This window comes from Streptomyces sp. NPDC058812, from assembly GCF_042744565.1.
Lineage (GTDB): Bacteria > Actinomycetota > Actinomycetes > Streptomycetales > Streptomycetaceae > Streptomyces > Streptomyces thinghirensis.
In genome coordinates this window covers 256,843-277,735 of record NZ_JBHYOB010000008.1, presented here as the reverse complement: position 1 = coordinate 277,735, position 20,893 = coordinate 256,843, and the positions used below count along the sequence as shown (strand labels likewise).

Annotated in this window: 19 protein-coding genes and 2 pseudogenes; 11 read left to right on the top strand and 10 right to left on the bottom strand. The window is 70.1% G+C overall.

What is annotated here, in order from left to right:
* The first annotated feature begins 85 nt into the window (after positions 1 to 85).
* Genes ACFW48_RS19235 through ACFW48_RS19225 form a run of 3 tightly spaced genes read left to right on the top strand, consistent with a single transcriptional unit; the run spans position 86 to position 3,768 of the window.
* Entirely contained in the window at positions 86 to 946 is an 861-nt protein-coding gene (locus tag ACFW48_RS19235) for an amidohydrolase family protein (RefSeq protein WP_386316098.1), read from the top strand.
* 13 nt (positions 947 to 959) lie between these two features.
* Complete coding sequence (locus ACFW48_RS19230) at positions 960 to 2,669, top strand: thiamine pyrophosphate-dependent enzyme (RefSeq protein ID WP_386316096.1); 1,710 nt, start codon at positions 960 to 962, stop codon at positions 2,667 to 2,669.
* 19 nt (positions 2,670 to 2,688) lie between these two features.
* Positions 2,689 to 3,768, top strand: a complete 1,080-nt coding sequence (locus ACFW48_RS19225) for an Ldh family oxidoreductase (protein ID WP_386316094.1) — start codon at positions 2,689 to 2,691, stop codon at positions 3,766 to 3,768.
* 339 nt (positions 3,769 to 4,107) lie between these two features.
* On the opposite strand, the gene ACFW48_RS19220 is transcribed toward ACFW48_RS19225, so the two are convergent.
* Complete coding sequence (locus ACFW48_RS19220) at positions 4,108 to 4,512, bottom strand: ArsR/SmtB family transcription factor (RefSeq protein ID WP_386316092.1); 405 nt, start codon at positions 4,510 to 4,512, stop codon at positions 4,108 to 4,110.
* 105 nt (positions 4,513 to 4,617) lie between these two features.
* Between ACFW48_RS19220 and merA the strand changes: the two genes are divergently transcribed.
* Both merA and ACFW48_RS19210 read left to right on the top strand, forming a co-directional pair.
* Entirely contained in the window at positions 4,618 to 6,042 is a 1,425-nt protein-coding gene (gene merA / locus ACFW48_RS19215; RefSeq protein WP_386316090.1) for a mercury(II) reductase, read from the top strand.
* Between the two features lie 994 nt (positions 6,043 to 7,036).
* A pseudogene (locus ACFW48_RS19210) lies at positions 7,037 to 7,330 on the top strand (TetR/AcrR family transcriptional regulator); the annotation flags it as partial.
* A 151-nt stretch (positions 7,331 to 7,481) separates the two neighbouring features.
* On the opposite strand, the gene ACFW48_RS19205 reads toward ACFW48_RS19210, so the two are convergent.
* The 4 genes and pseudogenes from ACFW48_RS19205 to ACFW48_RS19190 all read right to left on the bottom strand — a co-directional run bounded on the left by ACFW48_RS19205 (position 7,482) and on the right by ACFW48_RS19190 (position 10,800).
* Complete coding sequence (locus ACFW48_RS19205; RefSeq protein WP_386316088.1) at positions 7,482 to 8,234, bottom strand: DUF899 family protein; 753 nt, start codon at positions 8,232 to 8,234, stop codon at positions 7,482 to 7,484.
* Positions 8,235 to 8,524: 290 nt separating this feature from the next.
* The gene (locus tag ACFW48_RS19200) at positions 8,525 to 8,941 is read right to left on the bottom strand and encodes a hypothetical protein (RefSeq protein WP_386316087.1); all 417 of its coding nucleotides are present in this window, start codon (positions 8,939 to 8,941) and stop codon (positions 8,525 to 8,527) included.
* Between the two features lie 286 nt (positions 8,942 to 9,227).
* Positions 9,228 to 9,513 (bottom strand): annotated as a pseudogene (locus ACFW48_RS19195) (IS5/IS1182 family transposase); the annotation flags it as partial.
* A 93-nt stretch (positions 9,514 to 9,606) separates the two neighbouring features.
* Positions 9,607 to 10,800: a glutamate--cysteine ligase gene (locus ACFW48_RS19190; protein WP_386316085.1), complete on the bottom strand. Its 1,194-nt coding sequence runs from the start codon at positions 10,798 to 10,800 to the stop codon at positions 9,607 to 9,609.
* Between the two features lie 74 nt (positions 10,801 to 10,874).
* Here ACFW48_RS19190 and ACFW48_RS19185 point away from each other — a divergent pair, with 74 nt between their 5' ends.
* A complete protein-coding gene (locus tag ACFW48_RS19185) occupies positions 10,875 to 12,293 on the top strand; it encodes an NAD(P)/FAD-dependent oxidoreductase (protein WP_386316083.1) in 1,419 nt (472 codons plus the stop codon).
* A gap of 777 nt (positions 12,294 to 13,070) precedes the next feature.
* Here ACFW48_RS19185 and ACFW48_RS19180 read toward each other — a convergent pair.
* Entirely contained in the window at positions 13,071 to 13,511 is a 441-nt protein-coding gene (locus ACFW48_RS19180; RefSeq protein ID WP_386316081.1) for a VOC family protein, read from the bottom strand.
* A gap of 971 nt (positions 13,512 to 14,482) precedes the next feature.
* Between ACFW48_RS19180 and ACFW48_RS19175 the strand changes: the two genes are divergently transcribed.
* Complete coding sequence (locus ACFW48_RS19175) at positions 14,483 to 14,827, top strand: MerR family transcriptional regulator (protein WP_386316079.1); 345 nt, start codon at positions 14,483 to 14,485, stop codon at positions 14,825 to 14,827.
* A 725-nt stretch (positions 14,828 to 15,552) separates the two neighbouring features.
* On the opposite strand, the gene ACFW48_RS19170 is transcribed toward ACFW48_RS19175, so the two are convergent.
* Complete coding sequence (locus ACFW48_RS19170; protein ID WP_386316077.1) at positions 15,553 to 16,209, bottom strand: type III effector protein; 657 nt, start codon at positions 16,207 to 16,209, stop codon at positions 15,553 to 15,555.
* A 128-nt stretch (positions 16,210 to 16,337) separates the two neighbouring features.
* Between ACFW48_RS19170 and ACFW48_RS19165 the strand changes: the two genes are divergently transcribed.
* The 4 genes from ACFW48_RS19165 to ACFW48_RS19150 all read left to right on the top strand — a co-directional run bounded on the left by ACFW48_RS19165 (position 16,338) and on the right by ACFW48_RS19150 (position 18,318).
* The gene (locus ACFW48_RS19165; protein ID WP_386316075.1) at positions 16,338 to 16,775 is read left to right on the top strand and encodes an Hsp20/alpha crystallin family protein; all 438 of its coding nucleotides are present in this window, start codon (positions 16,338 to 16,340) and stop codon (positions 16,773 to 16,775) included.
* A gap of 94 nt (positions 16,776 to 16,869) precedes the next feature.
* Positions 16,870 to 17,292, top strand: a complete 423-nt coding sequence (locus ACFW48_RS19160) for a DUF2267 domain-containing protein (protein WP_386316073.1) — start codon at positions 16,870 to 16,872, stop codon at positions 17,290 to 17,292.
* A gap of 116 nt (positions 17,293 to 17,408) precedes the next feature.
* Positions 17,409 to 17,804, top strand: a complete 396-nt coding sequence (locus ACFW48_RS19155) for a DUF2267 domain-containing protein (RefSeq protein WP_386316071.1) — start codon at positions 17,409 to 17,411, stop codon at positions 17,802 to 17,804.
* 154 nt (positions 17,805 to 17,958) lie between these two features.
* Positions 17,959 to 18,318 (top strand): hypothetical protein, encoded by a 360-nt coding sequence (locus ACFW48_RS19150; RefSeq protein WP_386316069.1) that lies wholly within the window; start codon positions 17,959 to 17,961, stop codon positions 18,316 to 18,318.
* A gap of 121 nt (positions 18,319 to 18,439) precedes the next feature.
* On the opposite strand, the gene ACFW48_RS19145 is transcribed toward ACFW48_RS19150, so the two are convergent.
* From ACFW48_RS19145 to ACFW48_RS19135, 3 genes are read right to left on the bottom strand one after another with little or no spacing between them, the layout of a single operon-like run.
* Positions 18,440 to 18,754 (bottom strand): SCO5918 family protein, encoded by a 315-nt coding sequence (locus tag ACFW48_RS19145; RefSeq protein ID WP_386316067.1) that lies wholly within the window; start codon positions 18,752 to 18,754, stop codon positions 18,440 to 18,442.
* A 49-nt stretch (positions 18,755 to 18,803) separates the two neighbouring features.
* Positions 18,804 to 19,208, bottom strand: a complete 405-nt coding sequence (locus ACFW48_RS19140) for a CBS domain-containing protein (RefSeq protein WP_386316065.1) — start codon at positions 19,206 to 19,208, stop codon at positions 18,804 to 18,806.
* A gap of 58 nt (positions 19,209 to 19,266) precedes the next feature.
* On the bottom strand, positions 19,267 to 20,766 hold the full coding sequence (locus ACFW48_RS19135; protein WP_386316063.1) for a DEAD/DEAH box helicase: 1,500 nt from the start codon (positions 20,764 to 20,766) through the stop codon (positions 19,267 to 19,269).
* Positions 20,767 to 20,893: the final 127 nt, after the last annotated feature.

Genomic DNA, 20,893 nt, shown 5'->3' with positions numbered 1-20,893 from the left:
CCGGGCTCTCGGCAAGGCCCCGGCACCGGCCTAGCGTTCCCCCTGTACCACCGGACCACCCCCTGCGAGAAAGAGAGTTCACGACATGTTCGTCGTCGACACCCAGATCCACATCTGGAAGGAAGAGACCCCGGACCGCCCCTGGGTCCCGGGCGCCCGCGAGCGCATCCGGCTCAACGGCCACCGCGAGGACCCCTTCTCCTACGAAGAGGCCCTCGAGTTGATGGACGAGGCCGGCGTCAACCGCGCGCTGATCCTCCCGCCCTCCTGGGAGGGCAACCGCATCGACTACGCCCTGGAGGCGTGCGAGGCCCACCCGGACCGCTTCGGCATCATGGCCCGCGTACCGCAGGACAACGAGGCCGAGGGCACCGCGATGCTCAAGGACTTCGCCCAGAACCCGCACGTCAAGGGCACCCGCCTCACCTTCCACCGCCCGCAGGACCGCAACTGGATGATCGACGGCACCAACGACTGGTACTGGCCGATCGCCGAGCAGCTCGGCATCCCCACCATGGTCCACGCCCCCGTCTGGAAGCGCGAGCTGGGCGAGATCGCCGCCAAGCACCCCGAGCTGAAGATCATCATCGACCACATGGGCATCATGGCCCGCTGCGTCGACGACGCCATCGGCTACTGGGTCCAGGAGACCGCCGACCTGGCCGCCCATCCGAACATCTACGTGAAGGTCTCGGCGCTGCCGGGCTACTCCACACAGCCGTTCCCGAACATGAACATCCAGAAGTACGTGCGCGAGATGGTCGACAAGATGGGGCCGCAGCGCTGCTTCTACGGCACGGACATCACCCGCCTGCTGGGCCACGGCATCACCTACACCGACACCATCGAGCAGTTCACCAAGCACTGGGACTTCACGCCCGAGGAGCTTGAATGGATGATGGGCCGCGGTATCTCCGAGGTCCTGAACTGGCCGTACGAGGGCTGAGGACGCACACGAGATGACGGACAGCAGGAACAGGCCGGGCACCGACGGCGGTGACGCCGTCGTCTCCGCCTTCAACGCCGTCGGCGCCGAGTACATCTTCTGCTCATCGGGGTCGGAGTGGGCCCCGGTGTGGGAGTCGCTGGCCCGCCGGCACCGCGACGGCGAGCCGGCGCCGACGTACCTCGACCTCACCCACGAGACGGTGGCGGTGGGTATGGCCACCGGCTACGGGCTGGTCGAGCGCCGCCCACAAGGCGTGCTGCTGCATGCCGCCCCCGGTCTGCTCCAGGGTTCCATGGCCGTGCACGGGGCGCTCCTGGCCGGTGTCCCGATGGTGGTCGCCTCCTCGGAGTCGACCACGTACGGCGACGGCCCCGGCCAGGACCCCGGCGGTCAGTGGTACCGCAACCTGTCCATCGTGGGCGGCCCGCACCACGTGGCCCAGCCGTTCACCAAGTGGGCCAACGAGGCCGCGCACATCAGCACCCTGCCCACGATGATCACCCGGGCGGCGGAACTGGCCTGGCGGGCCCCGGCGGGCCCCACCTACCTGAACATTCCGCTGGAGATCCTGCTGGAGGACTGGGACGGCCGCGAGGCCAAGCCCATCGTCAAGCCGGGCTCCATGCACTCCTCGCCCGAGGAGGTCGAGCCTGTCGCCCAGCTGATCCGCGAGGCGAAGAACCCGGTCGTCGTCACGGAGACGGCAGGCCGCGAGGCGGGCGGCTTCGAGTCGCTGGTCGCCTTCGCCGAGGCGTGGAACATCCCGGTCGTCGAACCCGACTCGGCGGTGTGCGCGAACTTCCCGCGCACCCATCCCCTCCACGCCGGCAGCGACATCGGCCCCTGGATGGACGAGGCAGACCTGATCCTCCTGGTCAACTGCCGCGCCCCGTTCTACCCGCCGAGCCGCAAGCCGTCGAAGGCGACGATCGTCGTCATCGACCAGGTGCCGCAACGCCCGCACATCGTCTACCAGGTGCTCTTCGCGGACGTGTACCTGGAGGGCAACGTCGCCAACACCCTGCGCCAGCTCGCCAAGCGGGCGAAGGACCTGGACGAGGTCGCGGTCACCGCCCGCCGCGCCGCCCAGGAGGAACGCCACGCCGCCGAGCACGCGGCGATCGCCGCCGCCGAGGCGAAGGCCGAAGAGGCACATGGGGTGGACCCCGTCCTGGTCGCGGCCTCCCTCCGCCAGCTGCTGGCCGGCCGGGACGGCATCGTCGTGGACGAGACCATCACCCACAGCAAGGCCGTCAAGCGCCACCTGCGGACCGACGCCCCCGACTCGTACTTCTACGTGCAGGGCGGCCTCGGCCAGGGCATCGCGGTCGCGCTCGGCGTCAAACTGGCCGCCCGGGAGCGCCCGGTGGTCCTCACCATCGGCGACGGCGCGTTCACCTACAACCCGGTGATCCCGTCCTGCGACGCGGCCAACACCTACGACCTGCCCGTACTGATCGTGGTCTTCAACAACCGCGTCTACAAGTCGATGAACCTCAACCACCGCCGCTTCTACCCCGACGGCGCGGCGGCCGAGACCGGAGAGTGGCTCGGCACCGACCTGCATCGCCTGCCCCGCCTCGCGGCCTTCGCCGAACCCTTCGGCATGCACACCGAGACCGTCGACACCACCGACGCCCTCGCGCCCGCCCTGGAGCGCGCGCTGAAGGCCGTGGCGGAGGGCACCACCGCCGTCGTCGACGTCCTCGTCACCCGCTGACCCAGGAGACCCACGCACCATGACCGACACCCCGACCCCGGCCCCGAAGCCGGGCAAGGTCCGCGTCCCCGCCGACGAGCTGCGCACCTTCGCCGCGGCCCTCCTGGAGAAAGGGGGCCTGAGCCCCGAGCACGCCCGCACCACCGCCGACGTGTTCATCTGGGCGGCGCAGCGCGGCGTCGAGTCGCACGGCGTGGCCCGCGTGCCCGCCTACCTCGACCTGCTCGCCAAGGGCGTGGCCAACGCGAACGCCGACCTCAAGGCCGAGTCGACCACCCCGGCCGCCGCCGTCATCGACGCCGACCGCGCCCCCGGCCCGGTCGCCCTGACCGCCGCCGCCGACATGGCTGTCGAGCGAGCCCGCGCCTACGGCATCGCCTCCGTCGGCGTCCGCCGCACCGTGCACACCGGCGCCATCGGCTACTACGTCTCCAGGATCGCCGAACAGGGCCTGATCGGCCTCGGCTTCGTGGCAGGCATGCCCAACATGGGCTACACGGGTGTCAAGGGCGCGGCGGTCGCCACCAGCCCCCTCGCCATCGCCGTCCCGGCCGCCGACCACGCCCCGCTCCTCCTCGACATGGCGACGGCTACCATCGCCCTCGGCAAAATTCGCCAGGCCAAGTCGAACGGCACTCCGCTGCCCGAGAACGCCGCCGCCACCGAGGACGGCACCCCCACCACCGACCCCGCGCTCGCGACCATGCCGCTGCCACTGGGCGGTGCCAAGGGCTCCGGCATGTCCCTCGCCTTCGAACTCCTCACCAGCGTCCTGGTCGGCGCGCCGATCTTCTCCGCCTTCCACTCCGACGACCCGGCCGGCCGCAAGCACCGCCAGAACGCCCTGCTGATCGCCGTCGACCCGGCGGCCTTCGGCGGCAGTGCCGAGGACTTCACCGGCGCCGTCGACGCCACACTGGACACACTGAAGGGCCTGCCGGTGGCGGAGGGTGCGCCCGGCGTGTACTACCCCGGCGAGCGCAGCGCCGCCGTCGCGGCGGAACGCGGCGCGAACGGCGTGCCGGTGGCACCCAAGGCGTGGCGCGAACTGACGCAGGCGGCCGAGCAGTTCGGCATTACGCCGCCCCACGCCACCTGATCCGGGGGACCGTACGTCGCCGGCCGAACTCAAGGGGGGACGGCCGGCGACTTCCTCCACCTTGCGCCTGCGGTGGACGTGAGCTGCAAGCTCACCGGGACGCGGCGCAGTGTGTGGCGTCGCGCAGGACAGCGGTGGTTCGGGAAGCTGCTCAACATCCGTGCGGAGGTGGGGCATCCGCCGGTGGCGCCGGCGGCGGTGAGGTCGGCTCCGATCCGAAGCTGGCCGCGCTGGTCGGTGTCGTACGCGAGATCGCGTCCGAGGTCGGAGCCACCATCACCAGTCCGGCGCCGACGGCGGCCAGCGCACCGGACGGCCGGGGCATTTTGCCGGTGTCGGTCATCGCGAGTCGTCTCCTTGGGGCCGGGCCGGGTCAATGCGAGGGCAGCAGGTCAGGGCGGTGGCGTTGTCGGCGGCCAGGGCGCGGGCGAGGGCGACCAGGTCCGCGACGCGAGGGTCGCCGACGGAGTAGAGCAGTCGGCGGCCGTCCCGGCGAGCGGTCACGTAGCCGCAGTCGGTCAGGCAGGACAGGTGGACCGACACCCTGGGCTGGGAGATCTGAGCATGGGTGACGCACTCGGCGGTGGTGCGCTCGCCGCCGAGTATGAACTCCAGCAGTTTCAGTCGGGTGGGGTCGGCCAGCGCCCGGAAGAACATGGCCACCGTGTCGGTGTGTGGGCAGGTGCCCGCAGAGACGGCCGGTGAGTCCGCAGCGGGGTGCTGGAGCATGTGAAGGACCTCCACGCAGTGAAGTATTCGCTTGCCCGAATAGTATGACATCCTTGACCTATTCGGGTAGGCGAATAGGCGGGGCGGCGCAGGAACCGGCCCCGGGAGAGAGGCGGCGCCATGACAAGTACAGAGGCCGGTTTCGACTTGGCGGTCATCGGCTCCGGGGCGGCGGCCTTCGCCGCCGCCATCGCCGCGACCAGCAAAGGGAAGCGCGTCGTCATGATCGAGCAGGGCACCATCGGTGGCACGTGTGTCAACGTCGGCTGTGTGCCCTCCAAGGCGCTGCTGGCCGCCGCCGAGGCCCGGCACACCGGCCGGGCCGCCGGACGCTTCCCCGGCCTGGCCGCCCAGGACCTTCCCGTCGCCTTCCCTGCTCTGGCCGGTGGGAAGGACGCACTGGTCGAGGAGCTGCGGAGCCATAAGTACACCGGTCTCGCGGACGGGTACGGCTGGCAGGTCATTCACGGCAGCGCCTCCTTCGGCGGGGACGCCGACCACCCGGTCCTGCGGGTTGAGTGCGAGGCGGGCGGCGAGGCGTGGATCGAGGCCGCGCACTATCTGATCGCCACGGGCGCCGCACCGTGGGTGCCGGCTGTGGAAGGGCTGACCCAGGCCGGGTACCTGACCTCCACCAGCGCGATGGAGCTCGGCCGACTGCCCGAGTCGATGGTCGTGGTGGGCGGCAACGCGGTCGGTCTGGAGCAGGCTCAGCTCTTCTCCCGGCTCGGCACACGGGTCACCGTCGTCGAGGCGCTGGAACGGCTGGCCCCGTTCGAGGAACCGGAGGTATCCGCCGTGATCGAGGACGTCTTCGCAGACGAGGGCATCGTGGTCCGCACCGGTACCACTGTCACCGCCGTCCGGCGCGACTCGGACGACTACGTCCTGGACACCACGGCCGAGGACCTGCGAGCCGAGCAGCTGTTGATGGCGACGGGGCGTCGTCCCGTCACTGCCGACCTGAATCTCGAGCGGGTCGCCGTGAAGACCGGTGCGCTGGGCGAGGTGGTCGTGGACGGGCAGTCACGCACCACACATCCCAGGATCTGGGCCGCCGGGGATGTCACCGGCCACGCCCAGCTCGTCTATCTGGCCGCAGCACAGGGCACGTTGGTCGCTGACGCCGCCTTCGACGGCTCGAGGCGGTTGCTGGACTACGAGAGCCTGCCCCGCGTCACGTTCACCAGCCCCGCCCTGGCCTCGGTCGGTATGACGGACGCCCAGGCGGCCGAGGCCGGCATCGACTCCGACTGCCGAACGCTGCCGCTGGCACACGTGCCACGGGCGCTGGTCGACCGGGACACCCGCGGTCTGGTGAAGATCGTCGCTGAGGCGGGCACCGGCCGCGTGCTTGGCGTGCATGCCGCCGCTGAGGGCGCCGGTGACCTCATCGCTGCCGCCACCTACGCGATCAGCGCGCGGATGACCGTCCACCAGCTGGCGCGCACGTGGGCGCCGTATCTGACCATGGCCGAGGCCCTCAAGCTCGCCGCGCAGGCCTTCACGCGCGATGTGGACACGCTGTCCTGCTGCGCCGAGTGAGCCAGGGTCGGGGTCTGTGGTCCATCGGGTGGGTTGCGCGGGCCCGGGTTGACGGCCACGCGAAGGCGATTGCCCTGGCCGACGGCGGGCCCCGGCATCACCGCGATGAGGCCGGGGCTGAACGAGGCGGCCATGAGGTGCTGACGAGCGCGATCTCGCTGCGCAAGTCCGGCTGGGTTACGGAGTCGTGGCCTGGCTGATCGGAGCGATGTGGATCACGCCCGCGAACATGGGCATGCCGGTCTCCGAGTGGAACGACGTGACCAGCTCCAGCTTCGGCGCTCACCTGTGCAGGCGGCACGTTGGGCGACGGATTTGAAGACGGTGTCGGACAGGCGCTGTTCGAGGTCGGCGAGGCGGCGGCCGAGGATCGCGGTGATCCGTGCGTCATGGCTCATACCCGCGTGTGGCTGCTTGTGCCCTCTTTTCAGTTGGCCAGGGAGGGCGCGGGAGTTGAACAGGTGCAGCGCGACGTCACTGCCATCGGTGCTGCCAGCCGACCCGAACCGGGTCGGTAGCACGGCCTGGAACTCGTGACGGCGGTGTGCGAAACCCTCTGTGCCCACCGGGAAACCGTGGGCAAGCGGATCGCCGCGTCCCTCCTGCTCGCCGACGGACCTGACAGCGCCGGCGCCCACCGCCACTCCTTCTGACGGCAGCAGGTTGCGCGGCTGTGCGGGCTGACGACGCCGAGCATGGCGTGATGGACGCCGTAACCACCCCTGAGCCGGCAGGCGCGCAGGATCTTCCAAGCTCCGCACGGGTGCTTTCCCGGAGGGCGGCCGGATGGCCGGCGCAGTCTTGGGCGGCGACCGCGCACACGCGACACGGAAGCCATCGGCCGCGCTCGTGACCGCTGCTCCCGCGGGCTCCCCGCCGCGCCGCCCCAGGGCGGGGCCGCACAGCCCGTGGCGCCCCAGCGGGCCCGGCCGGGGACCGCCGAGGCCCAAAGGCCCTGCCCGGCCGGGTTCAGTGACGGCGGGTCAGCCGCACCGTTTCCCCGCAGGTGGCCGCCCGCTATAAGCGCGCGGCCGTGGCCAACGTCGCCGACATCGCGGCGTTGGCCCACCAGCACCTTCCTGAGCTGGGCAACAGCGCACCGCAGTTGACCGCAGCCATGATCATGGCCGTCGGCGCCGTGTGGACACACGCACGGCCCTCCCCGGCGATGCTCGCCGCCTACGAAGCCGACCCCTCACTCACCGCGTTCAAGCTGGACTTCGTGACTGCCCTGCAGGAGATGCTGGCCACGCTCACCGCGGGCACCATCGCCCGCGCCTCCGCCTGAGCCCGTCCGGCCAGTAGCCGTGGGCCGGGCCGCGATGGCCGGCGCGCGGTGGCGCGTCGCGACCAGGTGTGACAAGACCGCCACCTCCTACGAAGCAGCGGTCTCTCTCGCCTCGTTCCTGCTCCGGACGAGACCTGTTTGCAGACGGACCCTAGGTCAGCTCGTCGGAGCGGCCGGCTTCGATGCGGGACCACTGGGCGATGGGGCGCCCGTTCGTACGCCACTCCTCGGGGTTCTCGGCGGAGTACCAGGGCTGGGGCCAGCCGCGGGGGGAATCCTCCCACGCCTCCTGGCGTCCGTAGACGGTCATGTCCAGCAGCCCGTGGGTGGGTGCCATGACCTCGACGCCGCGACCGCCGGTGTAGTACGTCTCGAACATCCGCTTCCCGTCGCGGACGTAGCAGACGAGGTGGTGACGCTGCCAGTCACGACCCTCCAAGAGCTGCGGCGCCGTCTTCTCGACCGAGTACCACGGCATGTCCAAGCCCAGGAAGTCGCGGTAGCGGACGCTCTCTTGGTAGGGGCCCTTGCAGAGCGTGGCGTACGTGGCGTCGCGGGAGTGGATGTAGGACAGCTCGCGGACCTGACTGTTGAAGAACGTGCAACCCTCGCACTGCCCGGCGGCGGGTCGTCCGGGCCACCAGGCGTGGAAATACGCGATGAGCTGTTTGCGGCCTTCGAAGACGTCGAGGATCGTGATCGGCCCGTCAGGACCAATGACCTCGATGGTGGCATCGACCTCCACCATCGGCAGCCGCCGCCGCGCCGCCGCGATCGCGTCTCCCTCACGGGTGTGCGCCTTCTCCCGTGCGAGCAGAGCTTCCCGCGCCTCCTGGTAGGTCTTTCTGTCCACCACAGGCGGGAGGGCCGAGCTCGGTGATTGATCGTTCACGAGCGTCTCCATTCGCTTCTGGGGAGGCTGCCAAGAGGTCACGCGGGACCACAATGCCCACCAGGCTGTGCCGCACTCCCGGGCGCCACGCAGTAGCCCTTCGGCGGCTCGCTCATTCGGCCCACCAGCCGGGTGCCAACGGAGTGCACGCGATCAGGCATCGCCACCGGCGCGGCGAGGCCGCAGGCGTGACCCGCCCCGGACCCTGCGGCGAGGCAGAGCGCACCGCACAGGGCTGCAGAGCCCGCGAACGGGAGACCTCAGAACTCCTAACGAAATGCCGAGCGCGACAATCGAGTGTGTCAGCGGTGACCGGATTTCTTGCGCGCCCGGCGCACACGCCACAGCACCACGGCCCCAGGTTCGGAGCGCATGTGCGGTGGCACGAAACGCGCGGGCACGTTGAAGAGGATGATGCTGATCTCGCAGGCCATGCATGCCAGCACGATGAGCACCGCTATCAGGACGACGGCTGTTTGACCACCGGTCATCTCCGCGTCCAGCAGTCCCAAGAAAACAAGAGAAGCGATCGCCCAGAGCGAGGTGGCGGTGACACCCGCGGAGCGGACCTCGCCTCTCCTGACCTCCTGGCCGAACGGCAGGACCGCGAAGGAAGCCAGGAAGACGTCCACCAAGTCCGCGTTGCGCCAGAGTTGGGCTGCCTTCCACGTCATGAAGGCAGCCCCTGCCATCCACACGAGCCCGATCGCATAGGCCACGCCGCGTCCCCCCGCTACTCACCGACCGCCTTCGCGATCTCTGAGGATACGCCGCCTGACGTTCCATGGCTCCAGACTGGTTTGACGAGCACGCTCAGGACTCATGGGCCGCCCTGACAGGTGGGCGAACGCGCGCTCCACGATCCAGCGTTGAGTGCCGAGACCGGAGCCGTGCTCGGTGCCCCGGCGCGCGATCGTGCCGCCGGTGTGGGGCAAGGGCGGCCGGCCCCGGCGCCGACCGGACGTGGTGCTGGGCGACCGCGGCTACGACCACGACGAGGGTGGCGGCGAGCGGGATGCCGGTGGCGTCGGTGATCAGGTGGTGTTTGCTGCCCGTCCTGCCCCGGTCGGCGGGGCGTCGTCCGGTCTTGGCCCCCTTTAGCGCCCGGATGTGGGAGCCGTCGACCGCCGCCCGGGAGAAGTTCAGGGGTGTTCGCACTGCGGAGCTTGGCGGGGAGGACCCCGTGCAGCCGGGGCCGTACCCCTGCTTCGGCCCACTCGGCCAGGCGGCGCCAGCAGGTCATGCCCGAGCCGAAGCCGAGTTCCTGCGGCAGGTGCTCCCAGGTGCTCCCAGGTGGTCCCGGTGTGCCTCGTCCGGTCGCTCAGCGACCGCGCCGCCGTCGTGCCCGCGACCACGAGCGCGCAGGACGAATCCCATAGCGTGATCACGAGTCGATACGCGTCCTAGTGGCGCAAGTGGCGGAGACGATGTAGTCGACGACGCCGTGCGTGCTGGAGCGCTGCCGGTAGGCGGCGCGCTGGCGGTCGGCACCGGTTCCTTCGGCGCGCAGGCGCTGCCACTGCTCGCGTACGAAGTCGAGGTCCTCGTGCTGCCGCAGTGCCGGCGCGATGGAATGCAGCATTTGTTCGACCAGCGTGGTCTGGGCTGTCAGGCGGCTGGTGAGCGGGTCGATGCCGTGGCCGGCCAGTCCGTCGCGTGCCGCGCGCCAGCAGGCCGCACGCAGGAGCTCCGGTGCCGGGCGCGGGGCCCTCTCGCCGGCTTGGACGGCGGTGAGAGCGGTGGCGGTCAGGGCGCGGACGACGGCGGCGAGCAGAAGGGTGTCGTCGGGGGTCAGGGCGGCGTCGGCGACGCGGACTTCGATGGTGGGCAGGTGATGGGAGGGGCGGATGTCCCAGTACAGACCGCCGCGATCGATGAGCGCCTCAGCCTCGAGAAGAGTGTCGACGAGGTCGTCGAAGTGCGCGGGTGATTCGAAGTACGGGGGCGGGCCGGCGACGGGCCAGCGCCCCCAGGTGGTGGTGCGCCAGCTCGCGTATCCGGTGTCCCGGCCGTCTTGGAACGGGGAGTTCGCACTCAGCGCGATCAGGGCCGGCAGCCAGGGCCGCAGGTGGTTGCTGACGTGCACGGCATCACAGGGGTCGGGCAGGCCGACGTGGATGTGGCAGGCGCACGCGGTCTGCTCGTCGTCCAGAGCGCGGAAGTGGGCGGCGCTTCGCGCGTAGCGGGCGCCATCTGTGATCGGGACGGGGGCCGCCTGGCCGAGTACGGGGGTGCCGGTGGAGGCGATGCGGAGGCCGATACGGGCGGCGGCGCGGGCCGCCGCCGTTCTCGTGCAACGGATCTGGTCGTCCGCTTCCTTCAGGCAGATGTGCGGGTCGGTGCGCAGTTCCACCTGATAGCGGGTCAGCTCGGTGCCCACCCGGTCACCGAGTTCACCGGAGGCCTCGCCCACCAGCTGAGGGCCGCGAGGGCTGAGAGCTCGGCTGTCCGGGTCGATCAGGAGGAGTTCCTCCTCGATCCCGACGGTGAGCGGGGCCGGGGTGTGGCCTGATCCGAGGGTGTGGGCTGGCGTGAGGGCGTCTGTCGGGGCCGACTCGCCGTGAGGTTCACTGCTCATAGTGATGACACTGTCTCAGACAGTGGCGAGTTCGGTATGCGGTGACGGCATTCTCGACGGTTGAGGAGCACAGCATGCGTGAACAGACCGACGTCCTCGTGGTCGGAGGCGGCCCGGCGGGCGCGACCGCGGCAGCCCTTCTCGCCCGCCAGGGCCACCAGGTGCGCGTGCTGGAACGGGAACGCTTCCCGCGCTACCACATCGGGGAGTCGCTGCTGCCGTCCCTGCTGCCGGTACTGGACGTGCTGGGCGCCCGTGAGGTGGTCGAGGCGCACGGTTTCGTCCGCAAAACGGGGGCGTTCTACGGCTGGGGCGGCCAGGAGTGGTCACTCGGCTTCGACGAACCCGGCAGACCGGCGGCCTACAGCTTCCAGGTCATCCGTTCCCAGTTCGACCACCTGCTGCTGGAACACGCCCGCACACAGGGAGCCGAGGTGCGCGAAGAGACCCGCGCGGGACGGATCACGTTCGGCAACGGCAGGAAGACTGGCCAAGCCCAGCGGGCCGTGGAAGCGGCCTGGACCGGCCACGACGGGACTGAAGGACGCATCCGGTTCGGACACCTCGTCGACGCCTCCGGCCGCGCCGGGCTCCTCGCCGCCCGGCAGCTGCGCACCAGGCGCGTCCACGACATCTTCCGCAACGTCGCCACCTGGAGCTACTGGCACGGCGCAGCGCCTCTCACCACCGCACCCAGCGGCGCGATCGGAGTGTTCTCCCTGCCGGACCACGGATGGCTGTGGGCCATTCCCCTGCACGACGGCACCCTCAGCGTCGGCCTGGTCACCGACAAACGCTCCTTCGCCCACGCCAGGCAAGCAGCAGGCGGCTCACTGCAGACCGTCTACGACGAGGCCGTCGCCCGCTGCCCCCTCCTGGCCGGCATGCTCACCCAAGCCCGGCAGGCCGCACCGCTGAAGACCGAGAGCGACTACTCCTACGTCAGCGACTCCTTCACCGGACCAGGCTGGTTCCTCGCCGGGGACGCCGCCTGCTTCCTCGACCCCCTGCTGTCCACCGGAGTGCACCTGGCCATGTACAGCGGACTGCTCGCCGCCGCCTCCATCAACAGCGTGCTCCGCGGCGACGTCGACGAAGACGCCGCCCGCGCCTTCTACCAGACCGCCTACCGCCACGCCTATGAACGGCTCCTCATCCTGGTCAGCGCCTTCTACCGCATCCACGACGGCCGCGACCACTACTTCCGCACCGCCCAACAACTCAGCCGCCGCGACCAGGCACCCCTGCGCTTGCACGAAAGCTTCCTCAGCATCATCACCGGCGCCGAAGATCTCCACGACACCCAGACCGACGACGCCGTCGGCACCTTCCTGCGCACCGTGCGCCGACCCGTCAACGGCCAGCCCCCACAAGGACTCGCAGGCCACGGAACAACCGACCTCCTGCCCTTGCCCACCACCCACGAACTGGCCGCCGCCGGTCTCTACCTCAACCTCCATCCGCACCCCCACCTCGCGACAGACAACGCATGAGTGCGAGACGGGCGACGACGGACCGCGGGCTGTCTGCAGGCGGACCGGTCGTGACCGCCCGTCCGGCGCGCGACGGGCCTTGCGGAGCGGTGAGGGGTTGCCACGGCCGCACGTCAGTGCCGGGCTGTGGGCGCGGTCGCATGCAGGGATCCAGCCGCTAGTCACCTGTGTGAGGGAATGCGCACACGCGGGCGGCACCCTACGGTGCCGCCAGGGAAACCACATTCGGTGGCTCGGACGTCAAAGAGGGCACCGCGATGACCAATGCGGAAGCCAACGCCTCCGGCGCGGTGAGCCAGTGCAACTGCGGACCGGCGTGCGCGTGCGGCTGCCAAGCCGGCGGACCCTGCCAGTGCGGCGGCCGGCGGGGAGCACCGCGGCACGCCCACGGCTGGGCGCGCACCCCACAGGACACACCGCACAGTGGTGTCACCGGTGCCCAAGGCCGACGTTCGGAGAAGCCCGACGCCCTTTCGGCAAGGATGGACGGCCCGGTCCGACTCCGGTCGCCTCGGGCCTCCGCGTCGGCTGGCGTCTGGCGGTGAGGGGGCCGGCCGCCTTGCGGTGACCGGCCGTCCGCGCGGCGGAGCTCAGCCGGCAGGAGTGGCCAGGTCCTGCCACCACCAGGCGATGGAGGGGAAGCCCGGGGCGCCGACAGCGCTGGGGACGCTGGTGATCGTGCCGTGGGTGGTGACCGCGCCGGGGTGGCGGCCGTCGGGATTGGTGCAGCGGTCGACGCTTAGAACGCCCTGGGCGTACCCGCCCCCTCGCCTGCCTTCAGCTGAGCTGCTCGGCCAGTCCGACGATGATGCCCTCGGGGCCGCGGACGTAGCAGATCCGGTAGCTGTCCTCGTACTGCGCCAGCTCGCCGACAAGTTCGGCGCCGTGAGTGCGCAGGCGGGCAACTGTGTCCTCGATGTCGTCGACGGTGAACATGACGCGGTGCGTGCCCAGGATGTTGTGCGGCTGGTTGCGTGGCCCGGCACTGATCGCCGCGGGACTGCGGTACTTCGCCAGCTCGAGCCGGCCGTGGCCGTCAGGGGTCCGGACCATCGCGATGTCACAGCGAACGCCGTTGAGTCCGGTGCACTGGTCGGCGACGGGACCCTCGACCTCCGCCCGACCCTCCAGCTCCATACCGAGTTCCACGAAGAACGCGATGGCTGCGTCCATGTCCTCGACCACGATGCCGACGTTGTCCATCCGCTGAATCGCCATGCTGGCCTCTCCTTCTTCCTCTGCCGCCGGGGGTGGCTGCTGGCACCTCTGGGACGTAGCCGGTAGCACGTTCTCGACATCCGCCATCACGAATCTGAGAGAACGGCGAGCACCGCTCAAACTTCGATGGCACCCGCTCGAAGTCGGGTGGCACGGGACACCTCATCTCGACGGCCGACAACGGCCGACAACGGCCGCCTCGAGCAAAGAGTGGAACGCCAGCCGCACCGTCCCGGGAGGGTATGACCCGTGACCTGGCGGAAGGCAAGCCTGTTCCTACGGCTCGCGTTCCCGTCCGGCTGTCATGAGGCCTGTCGGCAAACGGGGGCGGGGCGAAAGTTCCCGCTGTCTCGGCCGCCGTGGGCGGTTCGAGGCTGTCGGCACAGGCGCGGGCCATCTCCTGTGTCCCTGCGGTCAGTCCTCAACCAGGCAGGTACCGCTTCCGGGTGCAAAAGAGACAGGATCCCCGGGCCGACAGATAGAGCAAATCTGTTGTGTCAGCTGTAGACATTGCCGTCGCCGGAGGCTAATGTTTTCGTCGTAGCCCAGAAGTCGATGGGCACGGCAGAGACGAACTGCCGTGCGGCAGGTCAAAGAAGATGGCACGGCAGCGGAGTGGCGGAGCCGGAAGTGGCGGGTTCCTCCACTGGCTGCCGGGCCGAGCGGCCCCAGGGGCCGCACAGCAGTATCGCGTAACCCAGCAGTACAGACGGATCAACCGAAACAGGTAAGGAGCCGAACGCCATCAGGATCGCCCGGGCTGAGGAAGACCGCCCGGGTACCGCAGGCCCCGGATTGGAAGGTGGTCCCCGGTCACGCATCCGCGATCCCCGCAGCCCCGCCCTCCCAGGCGGACCGCAGCGGAAAAAGAAAGTCGGCGTACGTCAGCCGGCAGATGGTGTTGAAAGCTCGGGGCCCGGGCGCCAGTCGGCGCCCGGGCCCCTCGACGCGTCCCCCGGAAGAAGAGGTCTATGCCCCCTCGCAGTACCCGCCCCGCCACCCCACTCGATGACGACGACTACCCCGCCTACACCATGGGCCGGGCCGCCGACATGCTCGGCACCACCCCCGCCTTCCTCCGATCCCTGGGCGAACACCGCCTGATCACCCCCCTGCGCTCCGAAGGCGGCCACCGCCGCTACTCCCGCTACCAACTGCGCATCGCCGCCCGCGCCCGCGAACTCGTGGACGCCGGCACCGCCGTCGAAGCCGCCTGCCGGATCATCGTCCTGGAAGACCAGCTCGAAGAAGCCCAGCGCATCAACGAGCAACTGCGACAACCTCCCGCTGACCGCTCTGACAAGACCGACGCCTGACCTGGCCCGCTCAAGAGGTCGGCGGTCGGGTATGGACGCCTCTTCGCAGGTGTTCGGCAGGCCAGGACCGGTGAATGGCCCTGCAAGCAGGCACAGGGCCACTGTGCCTGCCCGAGAGGACGGCCAGGCAGGGAATGGATCTGAGGCTGTCCGTTGGCCGCGCCTGGAACAGGAACTATGTCCGTGGCCACGGTCGCCCACGCGCCGGAGCGATGCGGCTGTGGACGGGGGACCGGACGGTTGTGTCATCGGGTGCGGGACACAGGGTGACAGTGACAGGGCCGGCGAAGAACCGGTCGGCCGTTGCCGAGGGCCGGCCGTCCAGGGCCAGTACGTGGAAAGGTGATCCCACTGATCCCACCTGGACTCCGGTCGGCCAGGCACCGTGGAGCCGAAGGCTTCCCAGCAACGGGCAAAGTCATCGAAGATCGGTTCCAGCCGCCTTGGAGGAAGAACCGGTCCACCGGTTCTCTGAGTACCCAGGCCGGGGCGCGGCTCCCACCGTCATCGTGTCCACGAGATAGAGCGCGAGCGACAACTGCAGTCGCGCTCCGCGGACTACACAATCCTCCTTCCTGGTGGCCTGGCCACGCTCCGTCGCTTGCTGTGGAACTGGTTGTGGGGCTCACATGGGACCCGCCAACGCTGCCAGGGGCTTTGTGCGACACGGACTGTGACGGCCCAGGGGGTGGTGCGACACCACTACCGGGCGGCGCAGCCGCCTGTTACCCGGAGGACTGGCGTTTGCCGTGCCCGGGTGAGCGGAGCTGGTCTGTGTGGCGAGTGAGGTTGTCGATGCGGACGATGAGGTCTGAGTGGTCGGCTGCGAGGTGGTCGCGGGCTCGGGCCAGAGGGGCGATGAGACCAGCGGCGTCGTCGTGGCCGAGGGCCTGCAGGAGGGGGGTGCGGGCCTTGGCCGGGAGGTCGGTGAGGGCGATGACCTGGCCGGCGAGCTGGCGCAGGTCGGCGGCGTTGCCGCGGGCCCAGGCGGTGATGGTTCGGTCGGCGGCGCGGCGGTCCCGGGTGGCTTGTACGCGCTGTTCGCCGGTGGTGCCGGGGGCTCCGGGGCGCAGGCGCAGATAGCGGCGTTCGGCGGCCTGCCGGCTGGCGACACCAAGGGGGTGGGCGAGGTCGGCCCAGCTGGCCCCCGCATCACGTGCGGTTTCGATCAGTCCCGTTTCCCAGCCCGCGAGACGGGCGCGGACCTGGCGCAGGAGCAGCAGTGCGGCGAGGGCCTGGTCGGGACTGACCTCGGTGCCGGGCCGCTCTGCGGACTGGGGTCCCTGGGCGGTGTGGACGGCTTCGTCGATCGCCGCAAGTGCCGCCTTGGCGGCGAGGAACGACGCGGGCTGTGTACCGGCTTTCTGGGGGTCCGCGGTCATGGTTCACCTCCACTCGAGGACGTCACCCGACAGGTGACTTCTGCGCTTGTCATCCTTTCGATGACATGCTACAAGAAATACAGGAAGCAGCGCATGAGCGGTTCTGCCCGTACAGGAGGTGTTTCACGATGCTGATGCGTACTGATCCTTTCCGTGAGTTCGACCGGCTCACTCAGCAGCTGTTCGGCAGTACGTCCGGCACCTGGTCGCGTCCGTCGGCGATGCCCATGGACGCCTACCGTGAGGGCGACGCCTACGTGATCGCGCTCGATCTGCCCGGTGTCGACCCGGACGCGATCGACATCGACGTCGAGCGGAACATGCTGACCGTCAAGGCCGAACGCCGTCCCGTCACCAAGAGCGACGACATTCAGATGGAGCTCTCGGAGCGCCCCCTGGGTGTCTTCTCCCGCCAGGTGGTGCTGGCCGACTCCCTCGACACCGAGCACATCAGCGCCGACTACGACGCGGGCGTGCTGACCCTGCGCGTCCCGATCGCCGAGCGGGCCAAGCCGCGCAAGATCTCCATCGGCGCCGGCGAGGGGCGCAAGGAGATCTCCGGCTGAGACCCAGCCACCACGGCGACGGAGGGCGGGCCGACTCCCCGCAGCGCCCGCCCTCTGCCCGCCGGCACGGACCGTCAGGGCAAGGAGGATCCCGATGGCCATGCACTGGGACGTGTTCCTCGACCAGGTACAGGAACGCGGCGAGTACGAGACCCGCGCGGAGGCGGACCGTGCCGCCCGCACCGTGCTGGGACTGCTGGGCGCGCACCTGGTCGGCGAGGTACGGGCGGAGCTGGCTGCCCGGCTCCCGGAGACATTCGCTCTGATCCTGCTCAATCCGCTCCAGGCCGCCGAGCCCCTGTCCGCCGAACGCTTCGTGCGGGCCACCGCGGCGTGGATCGAGGGAGCCACCGAACAGACCGCGGCCTGGGACATCGGCGCCGTGCTCAGCGTGACCGCCGACGCCGCGGGCGAGGAGCTGACCCGCCGCATCCTGCTGCAACTCCCACCCGGATACGACCTGCTCTTCGGCCGGCCGCAGGACACCACGACCTTCGACACCACATCCGGTGACTGAAACCGCCGTGTTCGCGGTCACCGGGCCACACCGTCAACACGCCCTACGAGCGAGAAAGGCACCCATCACCGATGCAGACCAAGACGGCCCCGGCAGCGGTTACCACGATCCCGGTCATGTCGTACGGTCAGATGCTGGAGCAGGTCCGCTACAACGGCGCCTACCCCACGCGTGAACGGGCCGAGGAAGTCGTCTCCGCCGCCCTGGCCGCCCTCGGGCGCCGCATCACCGGCGAAGAACGCGTCGAGCTGGCCGCCCGCCTGCCCCACGAAGCCGCACAGATCTTCGCCGCCCAGATCCCCGCCACCGACTCGATGACCGGCTGGGCCTTCGTCAGAGACCTCGCCACCCGTACCGACGGCACCCTGGCCACCACCCGCTGGGACGTCGGATCCGTTCTGGGCGTCGTCGCCCGCATCGCCGGGCCCGACCTGCTCGATCGCATCCTCGCCCAACTCCCCTCCGGCTACGCGATCCTCTTCGGCCGCGCAGAACTCACCCAGGCAGCCTGACCGCCGGCGGAACAAAACCTGCGGCATGAGCGACGCCAGAGGGGGATTGATGATTGGGTACGGTGGTGCCCGGGCGTTGGGCGGCAGGCCATGAGTGTCCGCCCGACGGAATAGTGTCACTGCCCGAGTCGCTTGGTGTATAGAATCCCGTCTCATGCCGAAGTCTGATGGGCTGATCGTTGACATCGTCGCCCTCGTTGAATCCGGGCAAAGCAGTCGGATGTCCCTGACCGTGGTCACCGGTGGCGCTGTCCTCACCGGTCGCCTGGCTCCCGAAGCCGTGTGGAGGCAGAGGGTGTCGGAGGTACTGGCGGGCTCCGCCGACCTGGGCGAGTTCTCTGCCGTCTTTGACACCCCTGTAGAGAGAGAGGGGCCGCCCACGCACCTGCACTTCCATGTCGCGCGCATTCTGCAGGGCACGATGGGGATCCCGGAAACAGGCGGGATGTACCGCGTGGCGATCGAGGACGTCAGCGCCTGGACCGTGGGTGACTTCAGCTACTCCGATCACTGAGCGCCTGACTCCCGCCGGCGGGCCGCCGTCGGCCGGGAACGCCGCGGCACGCGGTCAGGGCCCTCACCCGCGTACGCCGGTGGGGCCCTGACCGCTGTTGGTTCGTGACTGTCCCGCCGGGTCAGGCGGGCAAGGGGGCGCCGAGCATCGCGGAAGCCCGCTGGAGCGGGTCGACGATCCTCGCGGTCACGGTTGGGGCCTCGGGGGCGGTGCGGCAGGTGAAGCCGAGCCGGGCCATGGCCCGGAGGACCTCGCCGCCGCTGAAGTCACGGCGGTCCTGGTGGGTGATGACCTGGCCGACCTGCTTGGCGGGATAGTGGCGGCGTCCGATGATCACCGAGTCGCCGGTGACCGGCTCGGGCTTGACGCCCTTCATCGTTTCGAGCACGCCGCCCTTGGTCAGCTCAAACGGAAAGCGGGCGATGACACAGCGCATGATGCCTCACAGCGAGTAGAGGGGCAGGGACCGACCATGGTGAGGCTGGTCAGCGGGAGTGGGCGAGAATGCCCAGGGCGTTGCCCTGTTCGTCGACCACGGGCAGGGCCACGAGCCGCCGGTGACGCATCGCGTGCTCGGCCTCGGCCACTGTGGTCAGCGGGGAGGCGACGGGCCCGTCGCTCTCGGTGATGTCGCGCAGACGGACCCGGTCCGAGTAACCGGAACCGTCCCGCACGGCATTGAGCCGGTCCCGGGTGACCAGGCCGGTGTACTGGCCGTCCTCGTCGCAGACGACGAGGTGACCCGTGCGGGCGGCAGCCATGACGGACAGCGCCACCTCGACGGTCATGTCCTCCCAGACCTGAGGCCCGGCCGCGTCCATGGCGTCGGCGGCCGTCCTGTGCGCGGCGTCGGTGCTCATCGGACGGGCTTGCGTCTGGACCAGCGTCAAGAAGTGCCTCCTGCAGAGTTCGGTCAACTGATGGGCCAGCCTTCTGATCAGGACGGTTCTAGGCTGCCGCGTCCGTGACGGACCGCCGGGCGGGCGCGCGCCGGGCCGCCGAAGCCGGGCGGCGCCGGCCGCGCGAGGTGGCGCCACGCTTCTTGGGGCGCTCAGTCACCGGTGCGGTGATGACGACCGGGACACCGGAGGGTGCCTGGGCGCCGGTGATGCGGTGCAGGGCCTCCGCCCCGGCGCGGACCTGGGTGGTCTGCGGGACGATGCCGGCCGTCGCCATGAGGCGGGTCACGGCGCGGCGCTGGGACGGCGTGACCAAGGTGACGACGCTGCCGGACTCGCCGGCACGGGCCGTACGGCCGCCGCGGTGGAGGTAGTCCTTGTGGTCGGTCGGAGGGTCGACGTTGACGACGAGGTCGAGGTTGTCGACGTGGATGCCGCGCGCCGCGACGTTGGTCGCCACCAGCACGCTCACATGCCCGTTCTTGAACTGCGTCAGGGTACGGGTGCGCTGCGGCTGCGACTTGCCCCCGTGCAGGGCGGCGGCCCGGACCCCGCTGCTGAGGAGGTGTTCGGTGAGCCGGTCGACGGCGTGCTTGGTGTCCAGGAACATCAACACCCGGCCCTCGCGTGCGGCGATCTCGGTGGTGGCCGCGTGCTTGTCGGCGCCGTGGACATGGAGTACGTGGTGCTCCATCGTCGTGACCGCGCCGGCCGAGGGGTCGACGGAGTGCACGACGGGATCGGTCAGGTAGCGGCGCACGAGCAGGTCGACGTTGCGGTCGAGGGTGGCGGAGAACAGCATGCGCTGGCCCTCGGGGCGAACCTGGTCGAGCAGCTCGGTGACCTGCGGCATGAAACCCATGTCGGCCATCTGGTCCGCTTCGTCGAGAACGGTGACGCGGACCTGGTCCAGCCGGCAGTCGCCGCGCTCGATGAGGTCCTTGAGGCGCCCAGGGGTGGCCACGACGACCTCGGCACCGCCGCGCAGCGCGCTCGCCTGCCTGCCGATCGGCATCCCGCCCACGACCGTGGCCAGGCGCAGCCTCACCGACCGGGCGTACGGCGTGAGCGCGTCGGTGACCTGCTGCGCCAGCTCACGCGTCGGTACGAGGACCAGCCCCAGCGGCTGCCGGGCCTCGGCACGCTGCCCGGCGGTACGGGCCAGCAGGGCCAGCCCGAAAGCCAGGGTCTTGCCGGAACCGGTGCGGCCCCGGCCGAGGACGTCGCGGCCCGCGAGGGAGTTCGGCAGGGTCGCGGCCTGGATCGGGAAGGGCACCGTAACGCCCTGCGATCCGAGGGCGGCCAGCAGCTCCGCGGGCATGTCGAGTTCGGTGAAACTCGCCGCTGCGGGCAGCGCCGGGGTGACCGTCTTCGGCAGGGCGAACTCACCCTGTACCGCGGCAGGGCGGCGATTGCGTCCGTTGGAGCGGAACGGTCCGCCGGAGTGGCTCGGGGCCGGGGAACCGAATCGGCCGCCGTGCTTCCCGGGGGCGGCGCTGCCGTTCCGAGTACGGGAGAAGCGGTCGTTCGTGCGTGTGCGGTTGTTCATGCGGGACCTTCCTCGATGCGGCACATATCAAGGAACTCCCGCATGAGGGTGCGCATGGAGAATTGCAAGAATAGGCCGAATTAAACAGGAATCCGTGTACGTGAATCCGCGGATGCCGTGCTGTCGT

Coding starts and splice junctions, on each gene's coding strand:
- ACFW48_RS19235 (WP_386316098.1), top strand. CDS start 86: ATGTTCGTCGTCGACACCCAGATCCACATCTGGAAGGAAGAGACCCCG.
- ACFW48_RS19230 (WP_386316096.1), top strand. CDS start 960: ATGACGGACAGCAGGAACAGGCCGGGCACCGACGGCGGTGACGCCGTC.
- ACFW48_RS19225 (WP_386316094.1), top strand. CDS start 2,689: ATGACCGACACCCCGACCCCGGCCCCGAAGCCGGGCAAGGTCCGCGTC.
- merA (WP_386316090.1), top strand. CDS start 4,618: ATGACAAGTACAGAGGCCGGTTTCGACTTGGCGGTCATCGGCTCCGGG.
- ACFW48_RS19205 (WP_386316088.1), bottom strand. CDS start 8,234: ATGGAGACGCTCGTGAACGATCAATCACCGAGCTCGGCCCTCCCGCCT.
- ACFW48_RS19190 (WP_386316085.1), bottom strand. CDS start 10,800: ATGAGCAGTGAACCTCACGGCGAGTCGGCCCCGACAGACGCCCTCACG.
- ACFW48_RS19185 (WP_386316083.1), top strand. CDS start 10,875: ATGCGTGAACAGACCGACGTCCTCGTGGTCGGAGGCGGCCCGGCGGGC.
- ACFW48_RS19180 (WP_386316081.1), bottom strand. CDS start 13,511: ATGGCGATTCAGCGGATGGACAACGTCGGCATCGTGGTCGAGGACATG.
- ACFW48_RS19175 (WP_386316079.1), top strand. CDS start 14,483: ATGCCCCCTCGCAGTACCCGCCCCGCCACCCCACTCGATGACGACGAC.
- ACFW48_RS19170 (WP_386316077.1), bottom strand. CDS start 16,209: ATGACCGCGGACCCCCAGAAAGCCGGTACACAGCCCGCGTCGTTCCTC.
- ACFW48_RS19165 (WP_386316075.1), top strand. CDS start 16,338: ATGCTGATGCGTACTGATCCTTTCCGTGAGTTCGACCGGCTCACTCAG.
- ACFW48_RS19160 (WP_386316073.1), top strand. CDS start 16,870: ATGGCCATGCACTGGGACGTGTTCCTCGACCAGGTACAGGAACGCGGC.
- ACFW48_RS19155 (WP_386316071.1), top strand. CDS start 17,409: ATGTCGTACGGTCAGATGCTGGAGCAGGTCCGCTACAACGGCGCCTAC.
- ACFW48_RS19150 (WP_386316069.1), top strand. CDS start 17,959: ATGCCGAAGTCTGATGGGCTGATCGTTGACATCGTCGCCCTCGTTGAA.
- ACFW48_RS19145 (WP_386316067.1), bottom strand. CDS start 18,754: ATGCGCTGTGTCATCGCCCGCTTTCCGTTTGAGCTGACCAAGGGCGGC.
- ACFW48_RS19135 (WP_386316063.1), bottom strand. CDS start 20,766: ATGAACAACCGCACACGCACGAACGACCGCTTCTCCCGTACTCGGAAC.